General features: G+C 67.1%; 24 protein-coding genes. 12 read left to right on the forward strand and 12 right to left on the reverse strand.

Annotated features, from left to right (window positions below):
- Positions 1–58: 58 nt before the first annotated feature.
- From OV287_RS21550 to OV287_RS21560, 3 genes are read right to left on the reverse strand one after another with little or no spacing between them, the layout of a single operon-like run.
- Positions 59–328: an SRPBCC domain-containing protein gene (locus OV287_RS21550; RefSeq protein ID WP_267535922.1), complete on the reverse strand. Its 270-nt coding sequence runs from the start codon at positions 326–328 to the stop codon at positions 59–61.
- A complete protein-coding gene (locus OV287_RS21555; RefSeq protein WP_267535923.1) occupies positions 294–512 on the reverse strand; it encodes an SRPBCC domain-containing protein in 219 nt (72 codons plus the stop codon). Before OV287_RS21555 ends, OV287_RS21550 begins: the two co-directional genes overlap by 35 nt.
- A complete protein-coding gene (locus tag OV287_RS21560; protein WP_267535924.1) occupies positions 509–901 on the reverse strand; it encodes an ArsR/SmtB family transcription factor in 393 nt (130 codons plus the stop codon). The genes OV287_RS21555 and OV287_RS21560 overlap by 4 nt, the downstream gene beginning before the upstream one ends.
- Positions 902–954: 53 nt before the next feature.
- Between OV287_RS21560 and OV287_RS21565 the strand changes: the two genes are divergently transcribed.
- Positions 955–1,689, forward strand: a complete 735-nt coding sequence (locus tag OV287_RS21565; protein ID WP_267535925.1) for a YopT-type cysteine protease domain-containing protein — start codon at positions 955–957, stop codon at positions 1,687–1,689.
- Between the two features lie 520 nt (positions 1,690–2,209).
- Positions 2,210–3,607 (forward strand): hypothetical protein, encoded by a 1,398-nt coding sequence (locus OV287_RS21570; RefSeq protein ID WP_267535926.1) that lies wholly within the window; start codon positions 2,210–2,212, stop codon positions 3,605–3,607.
- A 302-nt stretch (positions 3,608–3,909) separates the two neighbouring features.
- On the opposite strand, the gene OV287_RS21575 is transcribed toward OV287_RS21570, so the two are convergent.
- From OV287_RS21575 to OV287_RS21600, 6 genes are all read right to left on the reverse strand, one after another.
- Complete coding sequence (locus tag OV287_RS21575) at positions 3,910–4,518, reverse strand: pyridoxamine 5'-phosphate oxidase family protein (RefSeq protein WP_267535927.1); 609 nt, start codon at positions 4,516–4,518, stop codon at positions 3,910–3,912.
- A complete protein-coding gene (locus OV287_RS21580) occupies positions 4,506–4,916 on the reverse strand; it encodes an iron-containing redox enzyme family protein (RefSeq protein ID WP_267535928.1) in 411 nt (136 codons plus the stop codon). Before OV287_RS21580 ends, OV287_RS21575 begins: the two co-directional genes overlap by 13 nt.
- Positions 4,917–5,599: 683 nt before the next feature.
- Positions 5,600–6,064 carry a DinB family protein gene (locus tag OV287_RS21585; protein ID WP_267535929.1) on the reverse strand — a complete coding sequence of 155 codons (465 nt, stop codon included), beginning with the start codon at positions 6,062–6,064 and terminating at the stop codon, positions 5,600–5,602.
- Between the two features lie 111 nt (positions 6,065–6,175).
- Positions 6,176–7,210 (reverse strand): adenosine deaminase, encoded by a 1,035-nt coding sequence (gene add, locus OV287_RS21590; protein ID WP_267535930.1) that lies wholly within the window; start codon positions 7,208–7,210, stop codon positions 6,176–6,178.
- A gap of 240 nt (positions 7,211–7,450) precedes the next feature.
- A complete protein-coding gene (locus tag OV287_RS21595) occupies positions 7,451–8,830 on the reverse strand; it encodes a PQQ-dependent sugar dehydrogenase (protein ID WP_267535931.1) in 1,380 nt (459 codons plus the stop codon).
- 127 nt (positions 8,831–8,957) lie between these two features.
- A complete protein-coding gene (locus tag OV287_RS21600) occupies positions 8,958–9,092 on the reverse strand; it encodes a hypothetical protein (RefSeq protein WP_267535932.1) in 135 nt (44 codons plus the stop codon).
- A gap of 59 nt (positions 9,093–9,151) precedes the next feature.
- Here OV287_RS21600 and OV287_RS21605 point away from each other — a divergent pair, with 59 nt between their 5' ends.
- The 3 genes from OV287_RS21605 (at position 9,152) to OV287_RS21615 (ending at position 11,364) form a co-directional block, all read left to right on the forward strand.
- Positions 9,152–9,634 (forward strand): hypothetical protein, encoded by a 483-nt coding sequence (locus tag OV287_RS21605; RefSeq protein ID WP_267535933.1) that lies wholly within the window; start codon positions 9,152–9,154, stop codon positions 9,632–9,634.
- Positions 9,635–9,967: 333 nt separating this feature from the next.
- Positions 9,968–10,639 (forward strand): dihydrofolate reductase family protein, encoded by a 672-nt coding sequence (locus tag OV287_RS21610; RefSeq protein ID WP_267535934.1) that lies wholly within the window; start codon positions 9,968–9,970, stop codon positions 10,637–10,639.
- Positions 10,640–10,785: 146 nt separating this feature from the next.
- On the forward strand, positions 10,786–11,364 hold the full coding sequence (locus OV287_RS21615) for a GNAT family N-acetyltransferase (protein ID WP_267535935.1): 579 nt from the start codon (positions 10,786–10,788) through the stop codon (positions 11,362–11,364).
- A 76-nt stretch (positions 11,365–11,440) separates the two neighbouring features.
- Here the strand turns inward: OV287_RS21615 and OV287_RS21620 are convergent, their stop codons facing one another.
- Positions 11,441–12,397, reverse strand: coding sequence for a hypothetical protein (locus tag OV287_RS21620; RefSeq protein ID WP_267535936.1), 957 nt, complete (start codon positions 12,395–12,397; stop codon positions 11,441–11,443).
- 425 nt (positions 12,398–12,822) lie between these two features.
- Between OV287_RS21620 and OV287_RS21625 the strand changes: the two genes are divergently transcribed.
- The 5 genes from OV287_RS21625 to OV287_RS21645 all read left to right on the forward strand — a co-directional run bounded on the left by OV287_RS21625 (position 12,823) and on the right by OV287_RS21645 (position 19,732).
- Positions 12,823–13,200, forward strand: a complete 378-nt coding sequence (locus tag OV287_RS21625) for a Dyp-type peroxidase (protein WP_267535937.1) — start codon at positions 12,823–12,825, stop codon at positions 13,198–13,200.
- Positions 13,201–13,374: 174 nt separating this feature from the next.
- Positions 13,375–17,427 (forward strand): protein kinase domain-containing protein, encoded by a 4,053-nt coding sequence (locus tag OV287_RS21630; RefSeq protein WP_267535938.1) that lies wholly within the window; start codon positions 13,375–13,377, stop codon positions 17,425–17,427.
- 79 nt (positions 17,428–17,506) lie between these two features.
- Complete coding sequence (locus OV287_RS21635; RefSeq protein WP_267542389.1) at positions 17,507–17,797, forward strand: LytTR family DNA-binding domain-containing protein; 291 nt, start codon at positions 17,507–17,509, stop codon at positions 17,795–17,797.
- Positions 17,798–17,864: 67 nt separating this feature from the next.
- Entirely contained in the window at positions 17,865–18,932 is a 1,068-nt protein-coding gene (locus OV287_RS21640) for an alpha/beta fold hydrolase (protein ID WP_267535939.1), read from the forward strand.
- Positions 18,929–19,732 carry a MerR family transcriptional regulator gene (locus tag OV287_RS21645; protein ID WP_267535940.1) on the forward strand — a complete coding sequence of 268 codons (804 nt, stop codon included), beginning with the start codon at positions 18,929–18,931 and terminating at the stop codon, positions 19,730–19,732. Before OV287_RS21640 ends, OV287_RS21645 begins: the two co-directional genes overlap by 4 nt.
- Before the next feature lie 135 nt (positions 19,733–19,867).
- On the opposite strand, the gene OV287_RS21650 is transcribed toward OV287_RS21645, so the two are convergent.
- Positions 19,868–20,311 carry a DinB family protein gene (locus OV287_RS21650; protein ID WP_267535941.1) on the reverse strand — a complete coding sequence of 148 codons (444 nt, stop codon included), beginning with the start codon at positions 20,309–20,311 and terminating at the stop codon, positions 19,868–19,870.
- A gap of 417 nt (positions 20,312–20,728) precedes the next feature.
- On the opposite strand from OV287_RS21650, the gene OV287_RS21655 reads away from it, so the two are divergent.
- Both OV287_RS21655 and OV287_RS21660 read left to right on the forward strand, forming a co-directional pair.
- A complete protein-coding gene (locus tag OV287_RS21655; RefSeq protein ID WP_267535942.1) occupies positions 20,729–21,931 on the forward strand; it encodes a hypothetical protein in 1,203 nt (400 codons plus the stop codon).
- 18 nt (positions 21,932–21,949) lie between these two features.
- Complete coding sequence (locus OV287_RS21660; RefSeq protein WP_267542390.1) at positions 21,950–22,123, forward strand: LysR substrate-binding domain-containing protein; 174 nt, start codon at positions 21,950–21,952, stop codon at positions 22,121–22,123.
- A gap of 13 nt (positions 22,124–22,136) precedes the next feature.
- Here OV287_RS21660 and OV287_RS21665 read toward each other — a convergent pair whose 3' ends face one another.
- Complete coding sequence (locus tag OV287_RS21665) at positions 22,137–23,018, reverse strand: NAD(P)-dependent oxidoreductase (protein WP_267535943.1); 882 nt, start codon at positions 23,016–23,018, stop codon at positions 22,137–22,139.
- Positions 23,019–23,061: the final 43 nt, after the last annotated feature.

Here is a 23,061-nt window from a genome sequence, read left to right on the forward strand (position 1 = left end):
GGGAGGAGGCCGTCGAGCGAGCCCATGCACCCAGGGCCCTTCGGCTCTCATGGAGTCGCTACGGCTTTCTTTCCACGAGTTTGGCGAGCTGCTCCGTGACGGTGCCCCATCCATCGTAGAAGCCCATGCCTTTGTGCGTATTTCGATCGGCGTTGCTCTTGTGCATCACGTGGGCGACGTAGTCGGTGCCCATCGGATGATCCTTCAACGTAATGATCGCGGTCATGAAGGGCTGTTCGGCAGGTCTCCAGCCACCGACCAGAGAATTCGTGAAGACGATGCGTTCGAGCTCGTCAACGGCGAGAAAGCAGCCACTCGGATGGGGCATGCAGGGTGACGAATGCGCCGCCGGGACGGAGGTCCATCTCCAGAACCTTGCATCGGGCCGGCGCTGGAACCCACCATTGCTCGAAGCTCGCGCGGTCCGTCCAGGCCCGCCAGACGGCCGCCCGGGGCGCCTTGATGACTCGCGATATCGTCAGGTCGAGCTCTGGATTGAAAGTGGGGTTCATTTCGATTTTTCCTTTTTCTGAACGGCGGTAACAAACAGCTCGAGCCTGTCGGTACGGCCTTCCCAGAGGGCGCGTTGCTCGGACAGCCACTCCTCGACAGCGGCAAACGACTTCTTTTCAATGGTGCAGGTCCGCACACGGCCTTCCTTGTGCGTCTGAATCCATCCACTCTCCTTGAGGAGATGGATGTGTTTCATGAAGGAAGGCAAAGCCATGTCGAATGGCTCCGCCAACTCGCTGATGCTTGCAGGGCCTTTGCCCAGCCGCCTCAACACCGCTCGGCGAGTAGGGTCGGCAAGCGCCTGGAAGATGCCGTTCAGCTGCTCCGCCTTCCTGGCTGAACCTCCAATGGGCCCAGCGGCCCCGGCCGACGCGGAGTCGCCCTCCACGGGCCCAGCACGTTGCTTGACGCGGGTGGGACGCGCTACCGAAGATGCCCTTCATGCCCCCATCTGCTGGATCTGTTCAGAAGTGCAGGACGCTGGGCGATGATGGAGTGACGGCGATCCACTTTGCCCAAGTGTTGGATGAGTTGGCGAAGAAGAACAAGAAGATTGAGGACATTTCTGAGGTCTTCCTCAAAAACTACATTCGCCTCCGAGGGTTGGTCGGCGCCTACTCGGGGACAACCAAAGTCTGGAATCAAACGGCGATCTACGGCAATACGCTCCATGGGGCCGCGGGGGTGTGCTGGGCACTGTCCCACCTCTGGATTCGTTGCCACAAGCACGGTTCCGTCAAGGACCTCTACGTGAATGATCCCGCGCTGCGCGAAGAGCTGCAGTTCCTGCGTGAGGTGCAGGTGGCGGGTAAGAAAGGGAACCCCATGGCAATGACGCTCGCGTACATGAGATCGCACAAGCTCGTGCCCAAGAATCCGTACATCGCAAGGACGGAGTACGAACTGGTCCCACGTGGCATTTTGACTCTCGCCGATGGGATTGGCGTGTCAACCGTGGGCGATGGCCTGTACTCGGTGCTTTCGTTCGATGGCGAGGGCTCGGGCCATGCTGTCGTCACTCTCCTGTATCCAGGCGGAGTTTCGATATTCTTTGATCCCAATATCGGTGAGGTGAAGTTTCAGTCGAGCTTCTATTTGAAGCTGTTCTTGTTGAAGTGGCTGCCAATCGAGTACCCGTGGGCCAAGACGGCAACAGTGGATCGCTATTTCACGTAGAGCTCGTTCCTGGCGGGAGGCGACTCAAGCTGGACGCTCATGCGCCGGCCAGATGCAGAAGAGAGCGTCACCCGCCCTCCAACACCAGCTTCACCGCTCCGGCCTTAAACTCCGGGCTGAAGCTACGCCGCTGCCGCCTCTGCTTCTTCTCGCTCTCCGACATCCAACACCTTTCCATCACATCGGGGGGGTCCACGGAAGCGGGGGACTCTCATGAGCAGCGTTGTCCCGAATGCAGCCAGCGCAGCAAGATTGTGGGCATTTCTCCTACGACCTGGCGAAGACGCCGGTCCTCGGATGGCTTTCGCGCTCTCGCAGAAACCGAGCGCTGTTGAGCGTCATGGTCAGACGCCGGGCCGCGCTCACGTTCTCCAGGGAGCACCCGGGCACTCGCAGGTTCTCACCTACCCCTTCAGGCCCATGTCACGTTGGAGACCCGATGCGCCTAGTGTATTCCCGCGCATCCTCGGAGGAGATGAATGGACATGAGAGCTGAGAAACGGCCGTCGCGAGAATCCCGGTGGGAGTCTGGGCCCACAAGGGCGTGAACCAGCCCATCGAGGCGCCTTCGGCGGATCCGGCGCAGGCGCAGACCATCAACCAGTGGGAGACCGAGCAGCACGCCGAGCTGACGAAGTACCTGCGGACCCGCTTCAAGAACACCGGCAAGACGTTCGTCCTCAAGGGCTGGGAGACCGACTGGATCCTCGTGTACGGAGGCGGAGACGCCCCGGAGTCCACGCTGACTGCGCTGGTGAACACCCTGCGGGAGGAGGGACTGGGCGGATGGCGCGACGGAGCGGCGAAGTCCATCATCCACATCACCGACGCGCCGCCGCACGATCCGGAGGTGCAGACGGGCTACACCGCCATCTCGGTCACCTCCCACGCCTACGCGCCGTATGTGGAGCAGCTGCCGCTGCCGGCGTCGAACTCACTGACGACGGCCGGGCCGCAGCCCGTCCCCGCGGGCGCGCTCACGCCCTCGGTGCGTATCTTCCCCATCGTCGTCGGTGACGACCCCGCGACCCTCGAGTCCTCCACCTTCTTCGCCACGCGGACGAAAGGCCGGGTGTTCACGGCGGACACCGCGCAGGAGGTCGTGGAAGCCATCCTCGATGCGGTGACGACGCCCCCGGCGTCGACGTTCCGCGTGCACGGCACCGTGGGCATCTCCGGCAGCGACATGAAGGGTGCCAACCGGCTCACCCGCGGGCCCTGTGCCGGTCAGCCCTTCATGACGGCCACCGCGCTCAACTCCACCATCGACGTCGACTTCAACGGGACCAAGGCGACCTGGGACTGCACCGCCCCCGAGTACTCGTTTGGCGAGCTGCCATTCACGCCGGGCACGAAGACCTTCACGTTCGATCCACCGGGCCCCTACAAGTGCGAGTGGTACGTGCTCTACGGCACGCGTGACTCCGAGTCGTTCACCGCGAACCCCGATGGTACGTGCTCGGTGACGGTCGGCATGAGCAAGCCAGGCGAGCTCTTCGTCTGGTTCCTCGTGAAGCCCATCGCCCTGTACAAGGTGACCGGCGCGGTCGGCCTCTTTGGCAGCGACATGACGGGCGCCAACCGCTTCACCCGAGGCCCGTGCCCCGGCACGCCCTTCAACACCAGCTCCGCCATCAACGTGACGCAGGCTGACCTGGGCGCGGCCCGCTGGGATTGCGCGGCACCGTCCTTCTACTTCGGAGACACCCTGGGCCAGGGCGTACCGCTGGGAACGGGCACTCGCAGCTTCACCTTCACGCCGCCTCCCGGGTACCGGTGCAACTGGTACTCGGCCTACGGGACGAAGACGAGTGAGTCGTTCTCCACCAGCGGCAATTCGTGCACCATCACGCTGGGGCTGAGCGCGAACCCGGGAGACATCTTCCTCTGGTACTACGTGCAGCCGACGTCTCCCTGAGACGGAGGATGAACCAGGTGCGCCCTCCGTCGCGAAGGCGGAGGGTGGCACCGCTCCTCCAAACAGGTGCGGAGGATGCTGGGGTAGCCCGGGTCAGGGCAGGGCGGTACCAGGTTGCCCCCACCTCGCACACTCCGGCGCCCCCTCCGGGGTTCAGGGGGCCGGGTTCTCCGGGGGCTGCGGCGTCGTACGGCTCCACGATGGAGTGGATGCGTCCCAGCGCATCCCGGATGGGCCCTGGGTAGGCGGCCCGAAGGGGCGTAGAGGGGGTGGCATGAACCGCGCTCCGCTCCGCTTCTTCTTCAGCGCTCTGTCGGCTTCGGTCGTGAGGGAGAATCAGGGTCGGATTGCACAAACGTCTCGTCGAAGGAGGGCAGCCCGTCGATGCTGGTCCGGTTCCATCGGCCGCGGTAGGCGGCCAGGCGTTGGCTGCCCAGGTTGTGGGCCCAGCGTGGGATGATTTCGCGCTCTCCGACGTACCGCATGAGCGGGACGCCGGTGCCACAGGACTGCGAGACCCGTGCGACCGTGACGAGGATGACGGCGCGCACACCGTCGTGGGGCGCGTCGGGGAAACGCTCCAGCCATGACTCGAACGCTGGTGTGGATGCGGCGATGGCAGCGCCGGTCCCGTGGACCCGGACGATCCTCGGCGGGTCCTCGAAGGCGCAGAACATCAGGACAATGCGACCGTTCTGTCGTAGGTGGGCGACCGTCTCGGCGCCGCTGCCGACGTAGTCGAGATAGGCGATGGTGCGCTCATCAGCCACATGAAGGGTGCCACGCATGCCCTTCGGGGAGAGGTTGACATGGCCCCCTGGACCGTCGCACGCGGTGCCGACGAAGAACAGCGGTTGGGCGGCGATGAACTCAATGGTCTTCGGGTCGAGGGCCTCCTTTACCTTGGCCATGGCGTCTCCCGCGTGTCAGCGGTCGCGCTGCGCGCGGACCTGAAACTCGCCAACATCGCGTCGTAGAAGTCGGCGCACGTGTTGAGCCGGAGCTCGGCTCCAGCGAGCACGGCGGCTGTCATCTCCGGCGCGGCGGTCACCGCGGACAGGGTGACGTTGTCCAGCCAGCCGCTGCCGTGTGCGCGCTCGAGCTCGACGTGGACCTGGAAATACTCGCGGCTCGCGGTGTCCCACAGGCCGGTGCGTTGGAGGCCCTCGAGGACCTTCTCGTTGTGGTCGGGATCCAGCGCCTCGCTCGCCACCAGCGCCCCGAGATACTCGAAATGCAGCCGCCGGTTGAGGCCGAGAAGGCTGAAAAGCCGCCCTGCGAAAAGGTCAGTCGGGAGCGTTCGCGACACTCCCAGGCCCGCTCCAGGATGCGGCGTATCTGGACCAGCGTCGGGTCGAACTGATTGACGAGGCCCGCCTGGGGCGGGGTTCCGACATTCTGCTCAAGCGACTCGCCACTGGCGCCGACGCGGTCAACTTCGACGACGAGAACTCCCCCAATCAGGGGAGGAGGCAAGCGCCGACTTATTGGGTGTGTCCACAAAACCGGGGCAGGCTCAGTGGGCAGGGAGCAGCTGCTTGATGTCTCTTGCCGCACCACCCGATACTTCGTGGGATTCGAGACACGAATGCGATTCCATTTCCACCGCAGCGCTCGGGTGGCCCTCTCGTGGATGTGCCTGCTGTACCTACAGGGCTGTTGGATGTGCATGGAGCCATGTGGAACCAACGCGGCATGGCAACGGCGCGCGGCGCCTGTCCGCAGGGACAAGCCAATGGTGTTCTGTGTGGATGGCTGGGAGCGCTTCTGTTCCATCCCGGCGAGCCCGGCCGATGGTGGTGCGCAGGAGTGCCTCGAGTACGACTGTCGGCCCGTAGTGGATGCAGGCGGTCAGGACGTTCCTGATGGAGGCGCGCACTGAAGCGGCGAGCCGCGGCCCTGATCGTCCTGGTGGCCCTGGCGGTCCGCTTCCTGCCCGGGCTGATGGCGGAGCGCCCCCCGGACCCGCCGCCCGATGCCCCCTTTCAGAGCTCATGGAGCCCGGGTGACTCCCATGGCAACCAGACGCTCCTCCTCGTGATTGGCGCGGTGTGCCTCATGGGTGCCGCTGGCGCATAAGAAGAATGGGGGCAATTGCTCGTCGCTCAACGGCCTGAGCGTCTCCACCGTCGCCTGGCGCGCCGCGCGGAACGCGCCAAATACAGCCGAGGGTTCCGCGGCGGCATAGTTGCGCTCCTTGACCAGTGCGTAGGTATCCAGCGAAGCGAGCACCGGCCCGGTCTCGTTCAACAGCCGTCTGAAGCGCACGTGATAGCCCTCGAGCTCGATGTCACGCACGTGGCAGATCTGCTCCAGGGCAGTCAGGTTCTCGCTAGGACAACCCTCCCAGGAATCGGGTATCCAGCGCGTCAGTTCGCGCGGAAACGCGTCATAGAATTGCTCCAGCTGTGAGGGAAATTCCGCCAATGCGGAGAGCGTCGTGGCAATCATGGTCATCCTGAGATCCAGTGCGAAGCTACTGCGTAGCGGGGAAGGTATCCCATCTCGACGACATCGTTCACCCGCCCCGGCCCCCATCCCATCGAGGGCCGCCTTCCCCTCGCGGGCTCAACCGCCGCCCACCAGCGAGCGCTGCGCGGTGAGCAGTTCGCGCTTCCGGCTCTCGGGCAGGAAGCTGTGCTCGACGGCGGCCGCGGCCAGGGAGAGCACGGTCTCCACCGACCAGCCAAAGGTGGCCGCGCATCGCAGGTACTCGTCGGTCAGGCTGGTGGAGAACAGGGGTGGATCGTCACTCGCGAGGCTCACGGAGAGCCCCGCCTCCATCAGCTTCGGAAGCGGATGCTGCTCCAGGCCAGGGCAGACGTGCAGCGCCACATTGCTGGACGGGCACACCTCCAGAGGGATCTGGTGCTCTGCCAGGTACTCGACGAGAGCGGGATCCTCCAGGCAGCGCACGCCATGCCCCAGGCGCTCGGCGCCGAGCCAGCGCAGCGACTCCCAGATGCCCTCGGGGCCACGAAACTCCCCCGCGTGAGGCAGGCTGTGCAGACCTCCTTCGCGGGCCCGGGAGAAGATCGACGCGAAGAACTCCAGCGGCCACCGGGCCTGCTCCTGTCCACTCAGCCCAAGCCCGATGACGCCCTGCTCCCGCCCGCGCAGGGCCAGTTCTAGCGTGGGCTCCGCGTGCTCCGTGCGGTCGCGCATGATGTCGAGCACCCATGCGAGCTCCACCCCGTGCGCACGGTGCGCCCGTGCACGGCCCTCGGCCAGCCCCTCGAGCAAGACCGCCTCGGGCACGCCGCGCTCCACATGGGTCATCGGTGTGATTGTTACCTCCGCGTAGCGCACGTTCTGCGCCGCGAGCACACGCGCCAGGTCGACGGTGATGGCGGTGAAATCCCCTGCATCCACGAGGCATTGGCTGATGGCCAGATACAGTGTGAGGAACTGCTCGAAGCTGGCGAAACGGTAGTGGCGCCGCAGCCCCTCGATGCCCTCCGCGGCTCCAGGCAACGAGATGCCATGTTTCCGCGCCAGGGAGAGCGCCATCTCCGGCTGGATGCTGCCTTCGAGATGGAGGTGGAGCTCGGCCTTGGGAAGCTGGCGGATGAGCGCTTCGAGCTCGGGGGCGAGAGTCGTCATGGCATGCCCATCAGAACTCAAGCGCCTCCCGCTGTCACCGGGTGATGGCCCCGCTTGCCGCGCCTGCGCCCTCCGTTCGCACGAGCACCTCTCCCCGCTGCAGTGGCTCGCGGTGGTGCTGGTGAGCACCGCCTCGGCGGGGGCCACGCTCACGGCGCGCCGCGCGCCTCCGCCGCCCGTCGAGGCTCGAGCGGCTCGGGTCGCATGGTGCGTGCGCGCCGTGAACGGTGACGTGGGACGTCAGCGCGGCGTGAGCTTGAGCAGCTTGCCGTTGGTGGCGTCGGTGAGCAGGTAGAGCGCTCCCTCGGGTCCCTGCACCACCTCGCGGATGCGCTCCTTGCGCTCCGTGAGCAACCGCTCCTCGCCCACCACGAGGTCATTCCTCATCATGAGCCGCACCAGCGCCTGGCTGGCCAGTCCGCCGATGAAGACGTTGTTCTTCCACTCGGGGAAGAGGTCTCCGGAGTAGATGGTCATGCCCGAGGGGGCGATCACCGGATCCCAGTAGTACACGGGCTGCTCCATGCCCGGCCCCTGGGGGCTCTGGTGAATGGGAGCGCCGGAGTACTCCTCGCCGTAGCCGATGGTGGGCCAGCCGTAGTCCTTGCCGGCCTCGGGACGGTTGAGCTCGTCACCCCCTTGCGGTCCCATCTCCACGATCCACAGCCGCTTCTGGCTGTCGAGCGCCGCCGACAGGATGTTGCGGTGGCCCACCGACCAGATCTCCGGCTTGGCCTCCGGGTTGCTCAGGTACGGGTTGTCCTGGGGCACCGTGCCGTCGGGATTGATGCGGACCACCTTGCCGAAGTGGCTCTTCACGTCGCGCGCTTGGACGCGGCCCGCGAGGATGGAGCGCTCACCGAGCGTGACGAACAGCTTGCCGTCGGGGGTGAACACGAGCCGTCCGCCCGCGTGCAGGGTCGACTCGAGCGTGGGCATCATCCGGAAGATGACCTGCACGTTCTCCACGCGCGGCGTCTCACCGTCCACGAGCTTCGCGCGCGCCACCGCCAGGCCGTTGCCGCCCTGGCGCGGCTCGTAATAGGTCCAGTAGATGAGGCCGCTCTGGGCGTAGTCGGGACCGACCTCCACGTCGAGCAGGCCACCTTGTCCGCGAGCATCCACGCTCGGCAGACCCGTGACGGCGGGGGACTTCGCGCCCTGGGGCGTGACGATGTAGAGGGCGCCGGACTTCACCGTCACCAACATGCGCTGCTCGGGCAGGAAGGCGATGGCCCAGGGATTCCTGAAGCCCGAGGCAATCTCGGTGACCTGGAAGGCCGTCTTCGATTTGACTTCCGGGGCGCGCGTCTGACCAGGGAAGGCCGGTTCGAACTCGGGCACGTTGGGAGGTCCCGTCTGGACCGGGGGGCCGCTGGGAAGGGGTTCCTCGGGCTGGGTGCCCGCGTCGGTGGGCGGGGTGCCTGCGTCGGTGGGCTCCTGCGGCGTGACGCCCGCGTCGGTGGGCTCCTGCGGCGTGACGCCCGCGTCAGTGGGCTCCTGCGGCGTGACGCCCGCGTCCTCGGGAGCTTGCGGCGTGCCGCCCCCGTTGTCGGGGGGCTGGTTGCCACAGCCCGACAGGAGGGCGGCGATGATGAAGGTCATCGACAAGGTTCGCATGTGACTTTCTCCACGGCGGTGATGGGTCGGCATAGGGGCGGTGAACGATGCGGGTTCAGCGTCCATGCGTGGGGAGGAGCGTATGCCTCCTTGGTGGTCAAATAACCAGGGAGGAAGTGGCTCGCCATCAAGCCGCTTGGCGGGCGCGCTCTGGGAGGAAGTTCACGAGGGCGTGCCAGGACTCGCGCAGCTTGTCGGTCGAGGCCTCGCCGAACACGGTGATGGGGTCCACGTAGCGGCGCTCGCCGGAGAGCTGCTCCATAGCGCAGGGGGGCAGATACTTCTCTGGCAAATGGCAATCGGAGGGTATGAGGAACACCCATGAGCGACGAGCGCACACCTGCCGAGCCCGAAGTCATGGAGCCCACGTTCTGGCGGAAGAACGGCTGGACGGCCAGGGTCATCAAGAACGAGGAGGACGACGGCTGGGCCGTGGAAATCCGCAAGCAGGGGATCGCCGAGCCCGTCCTCATCAGTCCGTGGGTGATGGGCCGCGATAAGAAGAACCCCAAGCCCTTCGATGCGACGGCGTTCGCGACCTTCGTGAAAACGGCCTCGGAGGTCCTGGACCGCTCCGCGCGACAGCGCGAACAGGCCATGACCAAGAAGCTCTCCATCGCCTGGGAGGGCCGCTGGTACGAGGTTCGGCTCGAGATCGTGGCCGATGAGTATGAGCCCCACGCGCTGCTCTCAGCCGTCGACGACGCTGGCGCGACTGTCGCGAAGCATCGCGTGCCCGTGAGCTTCAAGTTCAACAGAGACGTCGCCAACGAGTGGGTGCGCGGCGGCTTCTCCGAGCCCTGAGCGGGCGCTCACGCAGATCTGCATGGGGACGCCGTTACACGATGTGGACGAGCGTGCGCGAGCACACCCATCGCAAGTACTACCTCATGTCTGCGTTCAGCGGGCTCCTCACGATGCTCGAGCTGAGCTCGCTGAACTTCGCCACCACACCGGCGTACAGGAGTCCTCCAGCACAGCGCACCGGAGTTGCTTTCGGAGAGGGGGCCGTACGTCCACCTCCGTCCAGCACAGCCGCTGCGGGATTGTTCCGGTGTGCACACAAACGCCGCCGACGAGAACATGTCGGATCGGAAGCGGGCCGTTCGTCCTAGGCTCGAACAAGGAGAGTGACCCATGCGGAAGATTATCGTCGGAGCCATGGTTTCCATGGATGGCGTCATGCAAGCGCCCGGCGGGCCGACCGAGGATCCGACCAAGGGCTTCAAGTTCGGCGGCTGGGTGATGCCCTATTTCAATCAAGAGTTCGGCGAAGAGCTCGACCGCGTCTTCAAGGAGAAATTCGACCTCCTGCTCGGCCGCAAGACCTACGAGATTTTCGCCGCGTACTGGCCCTACTACGACGAAGACGCTCCCGATGGCGGCATCGCCAGGCTGTTCAATGACATCAAGAAGTACACGGTTTCGCGCTCAGGCGAGGTCGATACGGGCTGGGCGGGCTCAGTGCTCCTGCGCGACATCGCCGACGTGAAGCGCCTGAAGCAGGAAGACGGCCCGAACCTCGTCACCCAGGGCAGTACCGAACTCGTCCACGCGCTGCTCGCCAATGACCTGGTCGACGCTATGAGCATCTTCACGGTGCCGGTCGTGCTTGGCGGCGGCAAAAAGCTGTTCGCCGACGGCTCGGCGCCGCATTCGTTCAAGCTGACCAGTTCCCGCGTCTCTCCGAACGGTCTGATCATCGGCCACTACGAGCGCGAGGGTGAGATCAAGATTGGCGACACCGCGCTCGATAACCCGAGCGATCGCGAGGTCGCCCGCCGGGAGCGAATGAAGCGCGAGAACTAAACCCTGGCGGGCGTCGAGGGTGGCGGGCGCTGTTCCGAGCCGCGCCACCCGGGGGTCGTGAGGATGGGTGCGCCCATGTTCGTGACCCGTCTGCAAAGCAGCCATTATCCTGGCAGCCGGATATGCACACAAACGGAAATCGGCCCATGTTCTTTCCTGTTCCGCCGCCACCTCGGCTCGCCGAGGGAACGCTCAGCCTGCATCCGTGGCAGCCGGACCTCGCCACCGCCCTCGTCGAGGCGGTGCATGAGTCGGTGGCCAGCGTGGGGCGCTGGCTGCCCTGGTGCCACGCCGACTACGGGCCGGCCGATGCCGATGCCTGGATAGCCCAGTGCGGCGACGGCTGGGCCGCCGGCGGGCATTTCGCGTTTGCGATCATCGAGGAGACCACCGGCACCCTGCTTGGCGGTACCGGACTCAACCGGATCGATCGCGTGAACCGCAATGCCAACCTGGGCTATTGGGTGCGCCAGTCGCGCCAGGGCCAGGGCATCGCCGCAAGGGCGGCGGGGTTGGCGACGCGCTTCGGTTTCGGCCAGCTCGGCCTGGTGCGCATCGAGATCGTCATCCAGCCGGACAACCAGCCGAGCCTGCGCATAGCCGAAAAGCTGGGGGCGCGGTTCGAGGCGGTCGCGCGGCAACGCATCTGCCTGCACGGGCAAGCGCGCGATGCGGCGGTGTATGGATTAATCCCCGCGGATCTTGCGCGGGTCCCCGCGGCCTAGGCTTCGGAAAACCCACCGCTTTCTTCATTTGCAAACTCAACCCAAAGTAGTTGCCGATGCCTAGCCGGCTTCGTTGCTACGCGCCGAGCGTCAGCGAGGAGAGGCCCGCGAGCACGGGGCCCAGCACGAAAAGCGCTTGTTGGAGATCCTGGAGCGCGGAGCCTTGCAGGCCCAGGAAGGTATGGATGGCCTGCCGCTCCTCGAACCACTGCTTCCAATGGAGGTGGGGCGCGCGGGATTGCTGGAAGAGCTCGTCCGCGAGGCCTTGGCCCACGTCGTTCAGGGTCTTGCGTATCGGCAGGTAGATGATGGCGAGCAGCCACGTGGAGTAGATGCCAAAGCTCATGGCGGCTCCCCTGGGAAACCACTCCGCCAGAACGGGGGCGGTCTCGTCGAGCAGCGCGTTCAAGGCACTGAACCACAGGATGGAGACGGCGATATTGGCCGCGGCGAAGCCCAGGAAACGTTCCAGCCGTGAGCGGAGCTGTTGATACCGCCGGACCTCCTCCGCGAGGCGCTCCGTCCCGGTTTCCTCCACACGATGGGGCGCGTGCTGGAGCTGGCTGAGAAGCTGGGCATGCACACCAAACATGCCCGAGATGTGCAGCATCACGACCGCGCCTGAGAGAAGGAGCCGGGTGAAGTACTTGGCGGAGAAGTCCGGCACGAAGAGCAGCTCTTCTGAGCGCTCGAAGGCGATCGAGAAGGCTGCCTGTGGGGCGAAGAGGGTGTGGAGCGAAGGAGTCAGGAACGTGAGCGCGGCGAGGGCGATGGCGATTCCAAGCTCCATCCGCCGTCCTCGGGTGACAGACCCGAGTGTCTCGCGCCAATCCTTGAACATGGCGAGGACGGAGGCTACCCAGAGGGTGGGGCTCAGTGCGGAGATGAAATGCCAGAGCCGTACCTTGCTCGAACTCCAGAAGCTCACGCCCTGTTCATGGAAGCCTGTCAGGAAGAGTGCCGAGACGCTGAAGGTCAGGACACAGAGTGAGAACAAGGAGAGGGGCGAGTGGAAGCCGCGTGCGAGGGGCACGCGTTTTCGCCGAGAAGGCCCTGGCTCGTGAGAAGAAGCGTTCTGCTGCTCCGGCATGGGGCCCCCCGCTTGGAATGGACCGGCTCTTGAGAACCGGTTTCTGGCGAGGATGACTCGCGAGCGGGTTCCCGGGCACGTGGGGGGCCCCGGTGTTGTCGGCGAGCGAGCAGAGCGCGCCTGCCCCAGCGGCGTGGACGGTCAGCGAGCCGGCCTCTTCGCCTGCGCCGCGTACGCGTCCGTCAGCCCCTTGTATTCATTCGTTCCGCTGACGACTCGTGGTGGCGCTCCTGGGGCTGGAACTGCTGGAGGGGCTCGGGACGCGGCTGAGACGAGGAGGCAGAGGGAGCCCCGGGAAGTCCGGGCTGTCAGCCCGGGAGAAGGCGCGCGCCAGGAATCTGGCACGGTTGCTCCAGCAGGAGGACACGATGGCCCAGAATCAGCTCACCCATCTGACCGACATCAAGCGGCCCTACTTCCTGCGGGTTCCCCTGCTCCGTCTGGTGTTCTGGGGATGGACCCGCGAGGCGAAGTACCGCCAACTCATCCGGCGCGGGCGGCCCTACCGGGAGGTCGTCCAGGGCCAGAAGGAAGAGGGAATGTTCTTCGTCGCCCTCAATGCCAGCCTCCGGCGCCAGTTCGAGTTCATCCAGCACAGCTGGTTGAACAACCCCAAGTTCGGCGGGCAATACGACAGCCGGGATCCCATCACGGGCCTGCCCCGCTTCGTCCATGTCCGGGGCGGCGCCTACTTCTTCCTGCCGGGCATCCGAGCGCTGCGATTCCTGGCCTCACTCAGCCCGTGATGTCCTCCCTCTCTCTAAACAGGGGGCCCTCCCCGGGGCTGGGAGGGCCCCCCATCTTGAAACGAGGGAGCTGACTTCAAGGGAACTGGGGGAGCGATGCAGGGGGACGACATGCGACAGCCCGGGCAGGGCCCGTTCTCCGGAAGGGAGAGCAGGCCTGCTTCCGGGGAGGAGATGCGCTCGGAATCGGATTTCGACGACTCCCTGTTGCTAGCGCTCGCCCACGACTCCACGCCGCCCCCGAGCCCCCGGGTAGGGGCGTGGTTGGGCGGCCCGGAGGACCACCGCTTTCAAATCCGCGAGATGCTGGGCGCGGGCGCCATGGGCGAGGTCTTCCGCGCCTGGGACTCGCAGCTCCAGCGCTTCGTGGCCCTCAAGTTCCTGCGGCCCCAGTCGAGCTCCACCGAGCTCCTGCTGCGCGAGGCCCGCGCCATCGCCCGGCTCAATCACGAGAACATCGTCCGCATCCATGATGTCGCGGAATGGAGAGAAGGCCCCTTCACGGCCCGCGTCCCCTTCCTCGTCATGGAATGTCTGGCGGGAGAGTCCCTCTCGAGCCTGCTGCGGCGCGGGGGGCTGGGGTTGCGGCGGGCGGTGGAGATTCTGCGCGGCGTGGCCGCGGGCCTGGCGCACGCGCACGCGCACCACGTCATCCACAGGGATCTCAAACCCGGCAACGTCTTCCTCACCCGCGAGGGCCGGGTGACGCTGCTGGACTTCGGTCTGGCCCACCTGGCCGCTCAGTCGTCCGACATTCCCCAACATCCCAGGGCCGGCACGCCCCTCTACATGGCGCCGGAGCAATGGATGGGTGGACCCCAGGACGAGCACACCGACGTGTGGGCGGCGGGCGTGCTCTTCTATGAGCTGCTCACCGGCAAGTGCCCCTATGTGTTCTCCTCGTGGGCGGAGCTGCGCGAGCAGGTCCTCTCCCCGGAGCTGGCGCCTTCCGTGCGCGAGCTCCTGCCCGAACTGCCCGAGGAGGTGGCACGGCTGTTGACGAGCATGTTGGCGCGGGAGCCCTCCCAGCGTCCCTCCTCGGCCGAGCTGCACGAGCGGCTGCTGCGTCTGGAGGAGGTCCTCGGCCCCTGGCGGGAGATGTCGAACCGCGCCGGCCCCGAGCGCCGGCAGGTGACCCTGCTCGCCTGCCGGTTGGCGGGCCTGTCCGAGCTGGCGCAGCGGCTCGGTTCCGAGGAAATGGGCGAGTTGGTGTCCGCCTTCCACCGGCTCGCCTCCCGTTTCATCCTCCAGCAAGGGGGACTGGCCACCCTGTTCCTGGATGAAGAGGTGTTGGCCTGCTTCGGCTACCCCCTGGCGCGGGAGGAGGACTCGGAGCGCGCCGTCCACGCGGGGCTGCGGTTGACCCAGGCGCTCCTGCCCGCGCTGGGACAGCAGTTTCCCGGTGTGAGCCTGGCGCCGCTGGCGGTGCAGGTGGGGCTGCACACGGACTCGGTGGTGTTCGATGATCTGCAGCCGGAGCTGCGGGGGCGCACGCTCTCCATCCAGGGCGAGGCCCCCCGGGTCGCCTCGGCACTGGCACGGCGGGCCGAACCGGGAACGATGCTGCTCAGCGGTGCCACCTGGTCGCTGGTCCCGGGCGCCTTCGAGGCCGAGGCGCGGGGGCCATTGCCGGGCGAGGGACTGCGGCTGCGGCGGCCGGTGGACGTCTGGCGGGTGGTGGGCGCGCGCAAGCTGGCGTTGCGCTTCGAGCGGGCCCGGGCCACCCGGGAGCTCACCCCGCTGGTGGGACGGGCGCGGGAGCTGGCGTGGCTCCAGGAATGCTGGGAGCGGGCCCGTCAGGGCCAGGGCACCTGCGTCCTCCTCGAGGGGGAGGCTGGCACCGGCAAGTCGCGCCTCCTGCTGGAGTGGTGCGAGCGCGTGCGCACCGGGCAGGGCCTCCCGTTCATCGGCCAGTGCTGGCAGCAGACGCAGGCCAGCGCCTTCGCCCCGCTCGTGGAGATGCTCCGGAACGTCATGCGGTTGGATCCGGAGGCGCCCCCGGAGCAGAACCTTCTCTGGGTGGAGCGGCGGATGGCCCTGCGGGGCCTCTCCCCGGAGCAGGCACGCTGGGTGGCCTCGCTGCTCGCACTGCCCGTGCCCGAGGAGTCGCCCCACCTGCAGCTCACCCCGCAGCGGCGCAAGGAGGAGACGTTGCGCGCCCTGGTGGAGTTGCTGTGGCACATCGCCGACGAGGGCCCGGTCCTGAGCGTCATGGAGGATCTGCACTGGGCCGATCCCTCCACGCTGGAGTACCTCTGCTTCGTGCTCGAGCGGCTGGCGTCCCATCCCGTCCTGGTCTTGTTGAGCGCGCGCCCCGAGTTCCGGCCTCCCTGGCCCGCCTTCCCCTGGGTCCATCGGCTGTCCCTGGCGCGCCTGACACCGCGGGAGTCGGCGGTGCTGGTGCGCGAGACGGCCGGGGGCCGCTTCCTGCCGGAGGAGACGGTGCGCCAGCTCGTGGAGCGCACGGATGGCATTCCCCTCTTCGTCGAGGAGATGACGCGCCAGGTGGTGGAGTCCGCGTCGGGCACGCAGGCCTCCATTCCCGCCAACCTGCGCGAGCTGCTGCTGGCGCGGCTGGATGCGTTGTCCCCGGCGCGCAGGGCGCTGGTGCAACTGTGCGCGGTGGTGGGCCGCGGCTTCAGCTTCTCCCTGCTTCGCGCGCTCACCGGGCGCGGCGAGCGCGAGCTGCGCGAGGACCTGGAGGGGTTGATGGAGGTGGGACTGCTGGAGCCCCAGGCGGAGGCCGCGGAGCAGGGCTACCAGTTCCGCCACGCGCTCATCCAGGAAGCGGCATGGCAGTCGCAGCTGCGCGGTACGCGCCGCCTGTACCACCAGCGCATCGCCCAGACCCTGGCCGATCAATTCCACGAGGAGGCCGAGGGGCGGCCCGAGGTGCTGGCCTGGCATTACACCCAGGCGGGGGAGAACGAGCTGGCCCTGCGCTGGTGGGTCCGGGCCGGGACGCGGGCCCTGCAGCGCTCGGCCAACCTGGAGGCCATCAGTCACTTCCAGCAGGGCCTCGAGCTGGCGCGCGCGCTGCCCGAGCCCTTCCTCCGCCGGTGCGAGGAGATGAAGCTGCTGTTCGCCCTGGGCATTCCGTTGATGCAGAGCCAGGGCTTCGCCTCGCTCGAGCTGGAGCGCACCTATGAGCGGGCCCGCGAGCTCTTCCTGGAAGTGATGGACGTGCCCGGGCAGGTGGCGCTGCCGGACTGGAGCTGGGGCCCCTATTCCTACTTCTTCGCCCGGTCCCGGTTCACCCAGGCGCAGGAGCTGGCGCGCAAGGTCGTGGAGGTGGGCCGGCGTCAGGACAACCGGGAGGTGCTCGCCCTGGGCCACCGCATGGAGGCCACCGTCCTCTTCACCCAGGGCTACATGATGGAGGCCCTGGCGAACATGGATGCGGCGCTGGCCTACTCGGACTTCTCCCTCGAACAGCACCGGCTCCTGGCCGTGCGGCACTGGGTCAATCCCCGGGTCGTGGTGCTGGCCTATGCCTCCGTCGTCCACTCGGCCCTCGGTCACCCCGAACTGGCGGAGCACTATGGCCGGGAGGCCGTGGCCCTGGCCCGGGAGATCGCCCACCCGCACACCCTGGCCTACGTGCTGGCGTACGTGGGCTTCGGCTGCCAGTTCCGGCGGGACCTGAACCAGGTCCTGGAGCGCGCCGAGGAATGCATCGCCGTCTCCCAGGAACACCACTTCCTGTTGTGGCACGAGTGGTCGACCATCAACCGGAGCTGGGTGCTTGCCTTGCAGGGACACACCGAGGAGAACCGGACGCTGCGCTCCCATCTCCAGAAGTGGCAGGCCCTGGGGCTGCGCGCGGGCATGCCGGCCTTCCACTGCATGCTCGCGGAGAGCTGCCTCCGGGTGGGCGAGTGCGACGAGGCCGTGGCACTGGTTCGCAAGGGACTGGAGTGGGCGGAGGCGACGGGGGAGCGCTCCTACGAAGCGGAGCTGCATCGGCTCGAGGGCGAGGGCCTGCGGCGCCTGGGGCGGGAGGAGGTGGCGTCGCGTTGCTTCCTGAGAGCCCTCGTCGTTGCCCGCCGGCAGCGTGCCTTCACCTTCGAGCTGCGCACCACGACGTGCCTGTGCCGTCAGCTCCGGGACCTGGACAAGTGGCGGGTCGCGCACCAGCGGTTGTCCCGGGCCTGCCGCCGCTTCGAGGCGGGGCTCGACTCGGCGGATCTGCGCGAGGCCCGGGAGCTGCTCGCGCAGCTCGCGTGAGCACCTGGGAACCGGGCTCACACTCCGCGTCCGGCACGGTGGGGAGGGGCGGCCTTCCCGCCAGAGCCTCGGTACACGGCTGGCCTTCCTCTCCGTGAGCGAGGTGGACTGGCTGGAAGCCGAGGACTACTACGTCCAGGCCCACGCGGGAGGCCAGACGCACCTGCTCCGTCAGCCCCTGAAGGAGCTGGAGGCGCAGTTGGATCCCCGCCAGTTCGTGCGCATCCACCGCTCCACCATCGTCAACGCGCGCCGGGTGAGGGAGATGCGCCCGCTCTTCCATGGCGAGTACCAGGTCATCCTGGGAGATGGCACCTGCCTGAAGCTCAGCCGCGGCTACCGCGAGCGGTTGGACGCGTTGCTGGCTTGACTCTGCCCCAGGGGCAGACCGCCACCTTTCGCGCATGTCACCCAGAAACAGGTCGCGGAGGAACATCATGGCCGTAGCACTCGGAGCAGTCGCCCTGCTGGTGGGCGCGGCGGTGGGCATGTGGTGGTGGATGGGGCGCGCGCTCTTCGAGCCGGGCACCGTGGAGCAAGTGTTGGCGGAGCGGGGCGAGACACTGGAGGTACCACCCGGACAGCGCGCCGACGCCTCGAGCTGGCAGGTGGCCCCGGGCGTGCAACTGCACCACGTGGCCATGGGCCAGGGGCGAGACCTCGTCGTCGTGCACGGCGGCCCGGGCCTGCCCCCGGCAGCTCCGTGGCGCGCGGCCGTCCTGGCCAGCGATACCCTGCGCTGGCACTTCTACGATCAGCGCGGCTGTGGGGCCTCCTCCCGTCCTCTCATCCACGCTCCGCCTGGCGGCACATGGCAGGCCATGCAGGCGGTGGAGGCACGGCTGGGGCTTGCCGCACAGCTCGCGGATCTGGAGCGTATCCGGCGCCTCCTCGGGCAGGAGCGCCTCACGCTGGTGGGGCACTCCTTTGGAGCTCTGGTGGCCGCGCTCTATGCGGCGGAGTGGCCGGAGCGGGTGCGGGCCCTCGTGCTGGTGGCGCCCGCGCCGCTCGTGACGATGCCCGCCGGCGACGGCGACCTGTTCACGCAGGTGCGAGCCCGGCTGGATCCGGAAGGGCAGCGCGCGCTGGAGGCCTGGATGGAGCGCACCTTCGACTTCCCCTCGCGCCTGAAGGAGGACGAAGCGAGGCTGGCCGAGCACTTCGCGGACTTCGGTCCCCTCTACGCCCAGGCCATGCAGCGGGAGCGTCCCGAGGCGCTGCTGCCCGGCTCCGGCGCCCCCGGGGGGTGGCTTTCCCTGGGGCTCTACCTGAGCCTGGGACGTCACCACGACTGGAGCGCCTGGCTGCGCCGGGTGCGCGCCCCCACCCTCGTCATCCACGGGGCCGAGGACCTGCAGCCGCGTGCCGCCACCGCCCGTGTGGTACAAGCCCTGCCCCACGCGCGGCTGGTGGAGCTCTCGGGCAGCGGGCACTTCCCCTTCGAGGAGCAGCCCGAGGCCTTCGCGGCCACGCTGCGCGCCTTTCTCGCGGAGGTAGAGCATTGAGTGGACTGCTGTATGCCATCGGAGAGGTGTCGCGCATCACGGGCCTGAGCGTGAAGGCGCTGCGCCTCTACCAGGAGAAGGGGCTGCTGCCACCTTCGCGCGTGGATCCTTCCTCCGGCTACCGCTACTACACCGAGCGTGACATCGCCCAGGCCCACACCGTGCGCGCGCTGCGGGACCTGCAACTGTCGCTGGAGGAGATCCGCGGGGTGCTCGCGGACCTGGAGCAGGGGGCCTCGCTCGCCGAGCAACTGACGCGGGTGCGCGCCCGGCTCGCCGCGGAGGCGGCCAGCGCGCAGCGGGCGGTGACGGCCCTGGACACATTGCTGCGTCAGCAGTCGCAGGCGGAGGCGTACCTGCGCGCCCCCCCGCCATTGATCGAGCGGTGGTTGCCACCGACTCGCGCCGCCGTGCACCGCGCCCGGGGGCTCTACTCGGATGCGGCGGTGTTCTTCCCGCGCCTGCTCGCCGCGTGCGGTCCGCAAGTGGCGGGTCCACCCTTCTGCCTCTATCACGAGGCGGAGTATCGCGAGGAGGACGCGGACATCTCCTGGTGCGTGCCACTGGCTCCCGGGGCACACCCGGAGGGCGTCCATGTGGAGGAGCTGCCCGAGGTGCAGGTGGCCACGCTCGTACATACCGGGCCGCCCGATTCGGTGGGTCCCTCCTGGGCGCGCCTCTTTGCCCACGTTCATGCGCGGGAGCGCACCCCGGCCGTCCCCCTGCGCGAGACGTTCCTGCGGGTGGGCGCAGCGCCCGCTTCCTCGTGGCTCACCGAGCTCGCGCTGGCCTGGGAGTAGAGCGCAGACCTGGCGCGGGGAAGGTGTCAAAGGATTGGTTCCGCTGACGACTCGCCCCTCCTCCAGAGTTGAATGGGCGAATTGGGAGCGAGCTCTGGGGCTGGCGTACATCGGCGTCCATGACGCCTCGACCGCCTATGTGGGCGTGAACCTTGCGCGGGGACGCGCTGACTCCGCCTTGCCCATGAGCCACTGCAGTCCCGCGAGATGCTGTTGGTCGTGGCTGCAAAGGTAGTGGAGCAGCCCGCGTACCGTTACCGGGCCATAGCCCTCGAACGTCCCCGCGCGGGTAAGTTGCTCGTCGCTCAACGGCCTGAGCGTCTCCACCGTCGCCTGGCGCGCCGCGCGGAACGCGCCAAATACGGCCGAGGGTTCCGCGGCGGCATAGTTGCGCTCCTTGACCAGTGCGTAGGTATCCAGCGAAGCCAGTACCGGCCCGGTCTCGTTCAACAGCCGTCTGAAGCGCACGTGATAGCCCTCGAGCTCGATGTCACGCACGTGGCAGATCTGCTCCAGGGCAGTCAGGTTCTCGCTAGGAGCTTGTCGGAGAATCGCCGAAAAACGACTCCTACATACCAACCATAGCGGTGTGTTTGAGTCGCACTACCCCTCATGTAGTGGGTAGCCGAGGTATTCCGACAGGCTCCTAGGACAACCCTCCCAGGAATCGGGTATCCAGCGCGTCAGTTCGCGCGGAAACGCGTCATAGAATTGCTCCAGCTGCGAGGGAAATTCCGCCAATGCGGAGAGCGTCGTGGCAATCATGGTCATCCTGAGATCCAGTGCGAAGCTTCTGCGTAACGGGGAAGGTGTCAAAGGATTTCGGCGAGTGAAGCATCGGACGCGGGGTGCAGCGGCGGGGAGACGCCTGGTTCAAATCCTGTCTCCCCGCACACACCTACTACTCCCTCCAAGACGGCTGGACGCTTGGGTGCCCATGCATACCCTCGCGCGAAATCAAGTGCTTCCGGAACACCCCTGGCCTGGGAGATGAACATGACTTCGACGCGGACGTGGAAGGGAATCCTGGAATGGCTGCGACGACTCCTCTGGGTCGTCCTGCTCAGCGGTGCCACGGTTCACGCGCAGACCTCCCCGCCTCCGCCGAACGATGACTTCGACAGCGCCATGGGGGTCAGCGCGTTTCCCTTCACGGCGCAGCTCGACACCCGCGGGGCAACCGCTGCGAGCGATGACCCGCTGAACTGCTTTGGAAGCCTGGGCGCGACGGTCTGGTACAAGATCACCCCGACCGAGAACGTGGCGCTCGCCGCCACGGCCGAGGGGAGCAGCTACCCCGTGGTGCTCGGGGTCTTTACGGGCTCGCGCGGGAACCTTACCCCAGCGGAGCCAGTCTCCTGCGTCTTCCCGGTTCCAGGAGCCCGCCTCGTTTTCGATGCGGTGGCGGGTCAGACCTACTTCCTCCTGGTGGGCACTCCGAATGGTGGCGGTGGCGGGGACCTGTCGCTCTCGCTCGAGGTTCCGCCCCCCCCACCCAATGATGACATCGCCAACGCCACGGTGGTGGGCGGGTTGCCCTTCCAGGACACGCTCGACACCGCGAGCGCGACCACTGGACAGAATCCGCCAGACCCGGACTGCTTCGGGAACGACCACACGGTCTGGTATGTCTTCACCCCGGACACCGACGGGCCCTTCACGGTCCGTACGGGGACAGGCCCCGTCTCCGTCTATACAGGGACGCCGGGCCAACTCACCCAGATCGCCTGTGCGGCGCAGACGGAGGTCACCTTCGAGGCCCAGGCGGGGGTGACCTACTTCATCATGTCCGCTTCTCTGGAGGACTTCGCCGGTGGGAGGACCTTCTTCTCCCTCTTCAGGCACCTGGAGCTGAAGCTCTCGCTGGAGCGTCAGGGCTCGGTCTCCGGGGCCACGGGCGTGGCGACGGTGACGGGCTCGGTGAGCTGCACCGCGCCGGTCCTCGTGAACGACTCGCCTGGGGTCTGTGTCTGCGGCACGCTGCGCCAGTCCCGCCGCTTCAGCATCACCGAGGCGAGTGATTGCGTCTGCGGAGACTGCATCGGGGAGATGCCCTTCACCCTGACCTTCTCCGACCCGGAGACCCCCTTCGTGGGAGGGCGTGCCGGCTTCTCCGTGGAGGCCTCCGGTTGCACCCACTTCGAATGTGACAGCGAGCAGCTCACCCGGGAACTCCGTTTGCGAGGCAACTCCCCATGATGGGGGGGCTCCCTCACCATCGCCCCGGAACTGCTCTCGGGGCAGCTCCAGATCGTGCTCGCGGACTTCGAGCCTCCGCCCATTCCGATCCATGTCGTGTACCCGGAGGGCCGGCGTGCCCATGCTCGGGTGCGTGCCTTCGTCGATTTCACGGTGGACCGGCTCCGGTCCGAGAAGTCCTTGAACGGGTGAGCAGACCGGGCCACTACTCCTGTGTCAGGGTCTGGAACACAGCCGGCAGTTCCTTCTCACCCAGGCCCGCGCTGAGCGCTCGCTTGTAGTTGTCGAGCAACTCCTTCGGGAAGCGTGCGCTGAGACGGGCATCCTTGCTCAGCCGCACGATGTGCTCGATTGCCGCGACATGGGTATTGAGACTGCACTGGTTGCCAGAGAAGTCGTTGTTTTCAATCATGCCCTGCGCGGCGTCGGCGGTGACGGAGATCAACCCGAGGAACGAGTTCTTCTGGGCGAAGAATGCCTTCGGGTCCAGGCCTTCCGCCTTGCACATGGCCGCGGCGTGGAGGAAGGCCAGGGAGCCTCCGTAGTAGGCCTCGAGAATCGCGCAGTCGAGCGTCGCGGCGGAGCCGATCTTCTCGTCGACGTAGACGGAATTCCTGGCAATGGCCTGGAGGGTTTCGAGGTGCCGGTCGAAGACCGGGCGCGACCCGGCGTAGAAGACCGTCGCGTAATCGGTGGCGACGAAACCCGGGTAGGCGAGGATGGCGGCGTCCAGGTAGTCCACGCCGTAGGCCTTCGCCCACTCCAGTCCCGAGCGAGCGTCCGCGGGAGAGCCGCTGGTGAGCTGTACGAGCGTCGTTCCGGCCAGTGCCGAGGCAACGCCTTTCGCGGAGAACGCCTCGAAGGAGGCGGCGTAGTTGGACAGGGAGACGACGACCAGCTCTCGTCCCGACACGGCTTCGACCAGGTTCTCCTTCGCGACCGTGCCACCGCCCACGGCCCTTGCCTTGTCTGGAGTCCTGTTCCAGACCGCGACGTCGTGACCCGCCGCCGAGAAGGCTCGCGCCAGGGCGCTTCCCATGAGGCCACAACCCACCACCGCGATTTTCACAGACCTGCTGGGGGCCATCTTCCGTTTCCTCTCGTTTCAAGCCAGCCGGGGTGCGCTCTGG

It is taken from the genome of Archangium lansingense (assembly GCF_026626635.1).
GTDB classification, from domain to species: Bacteria; Myxococcota; Myxococcia; order Myxococcales; family Myxococcaceae; genus Archangium; species Archangium lansingense.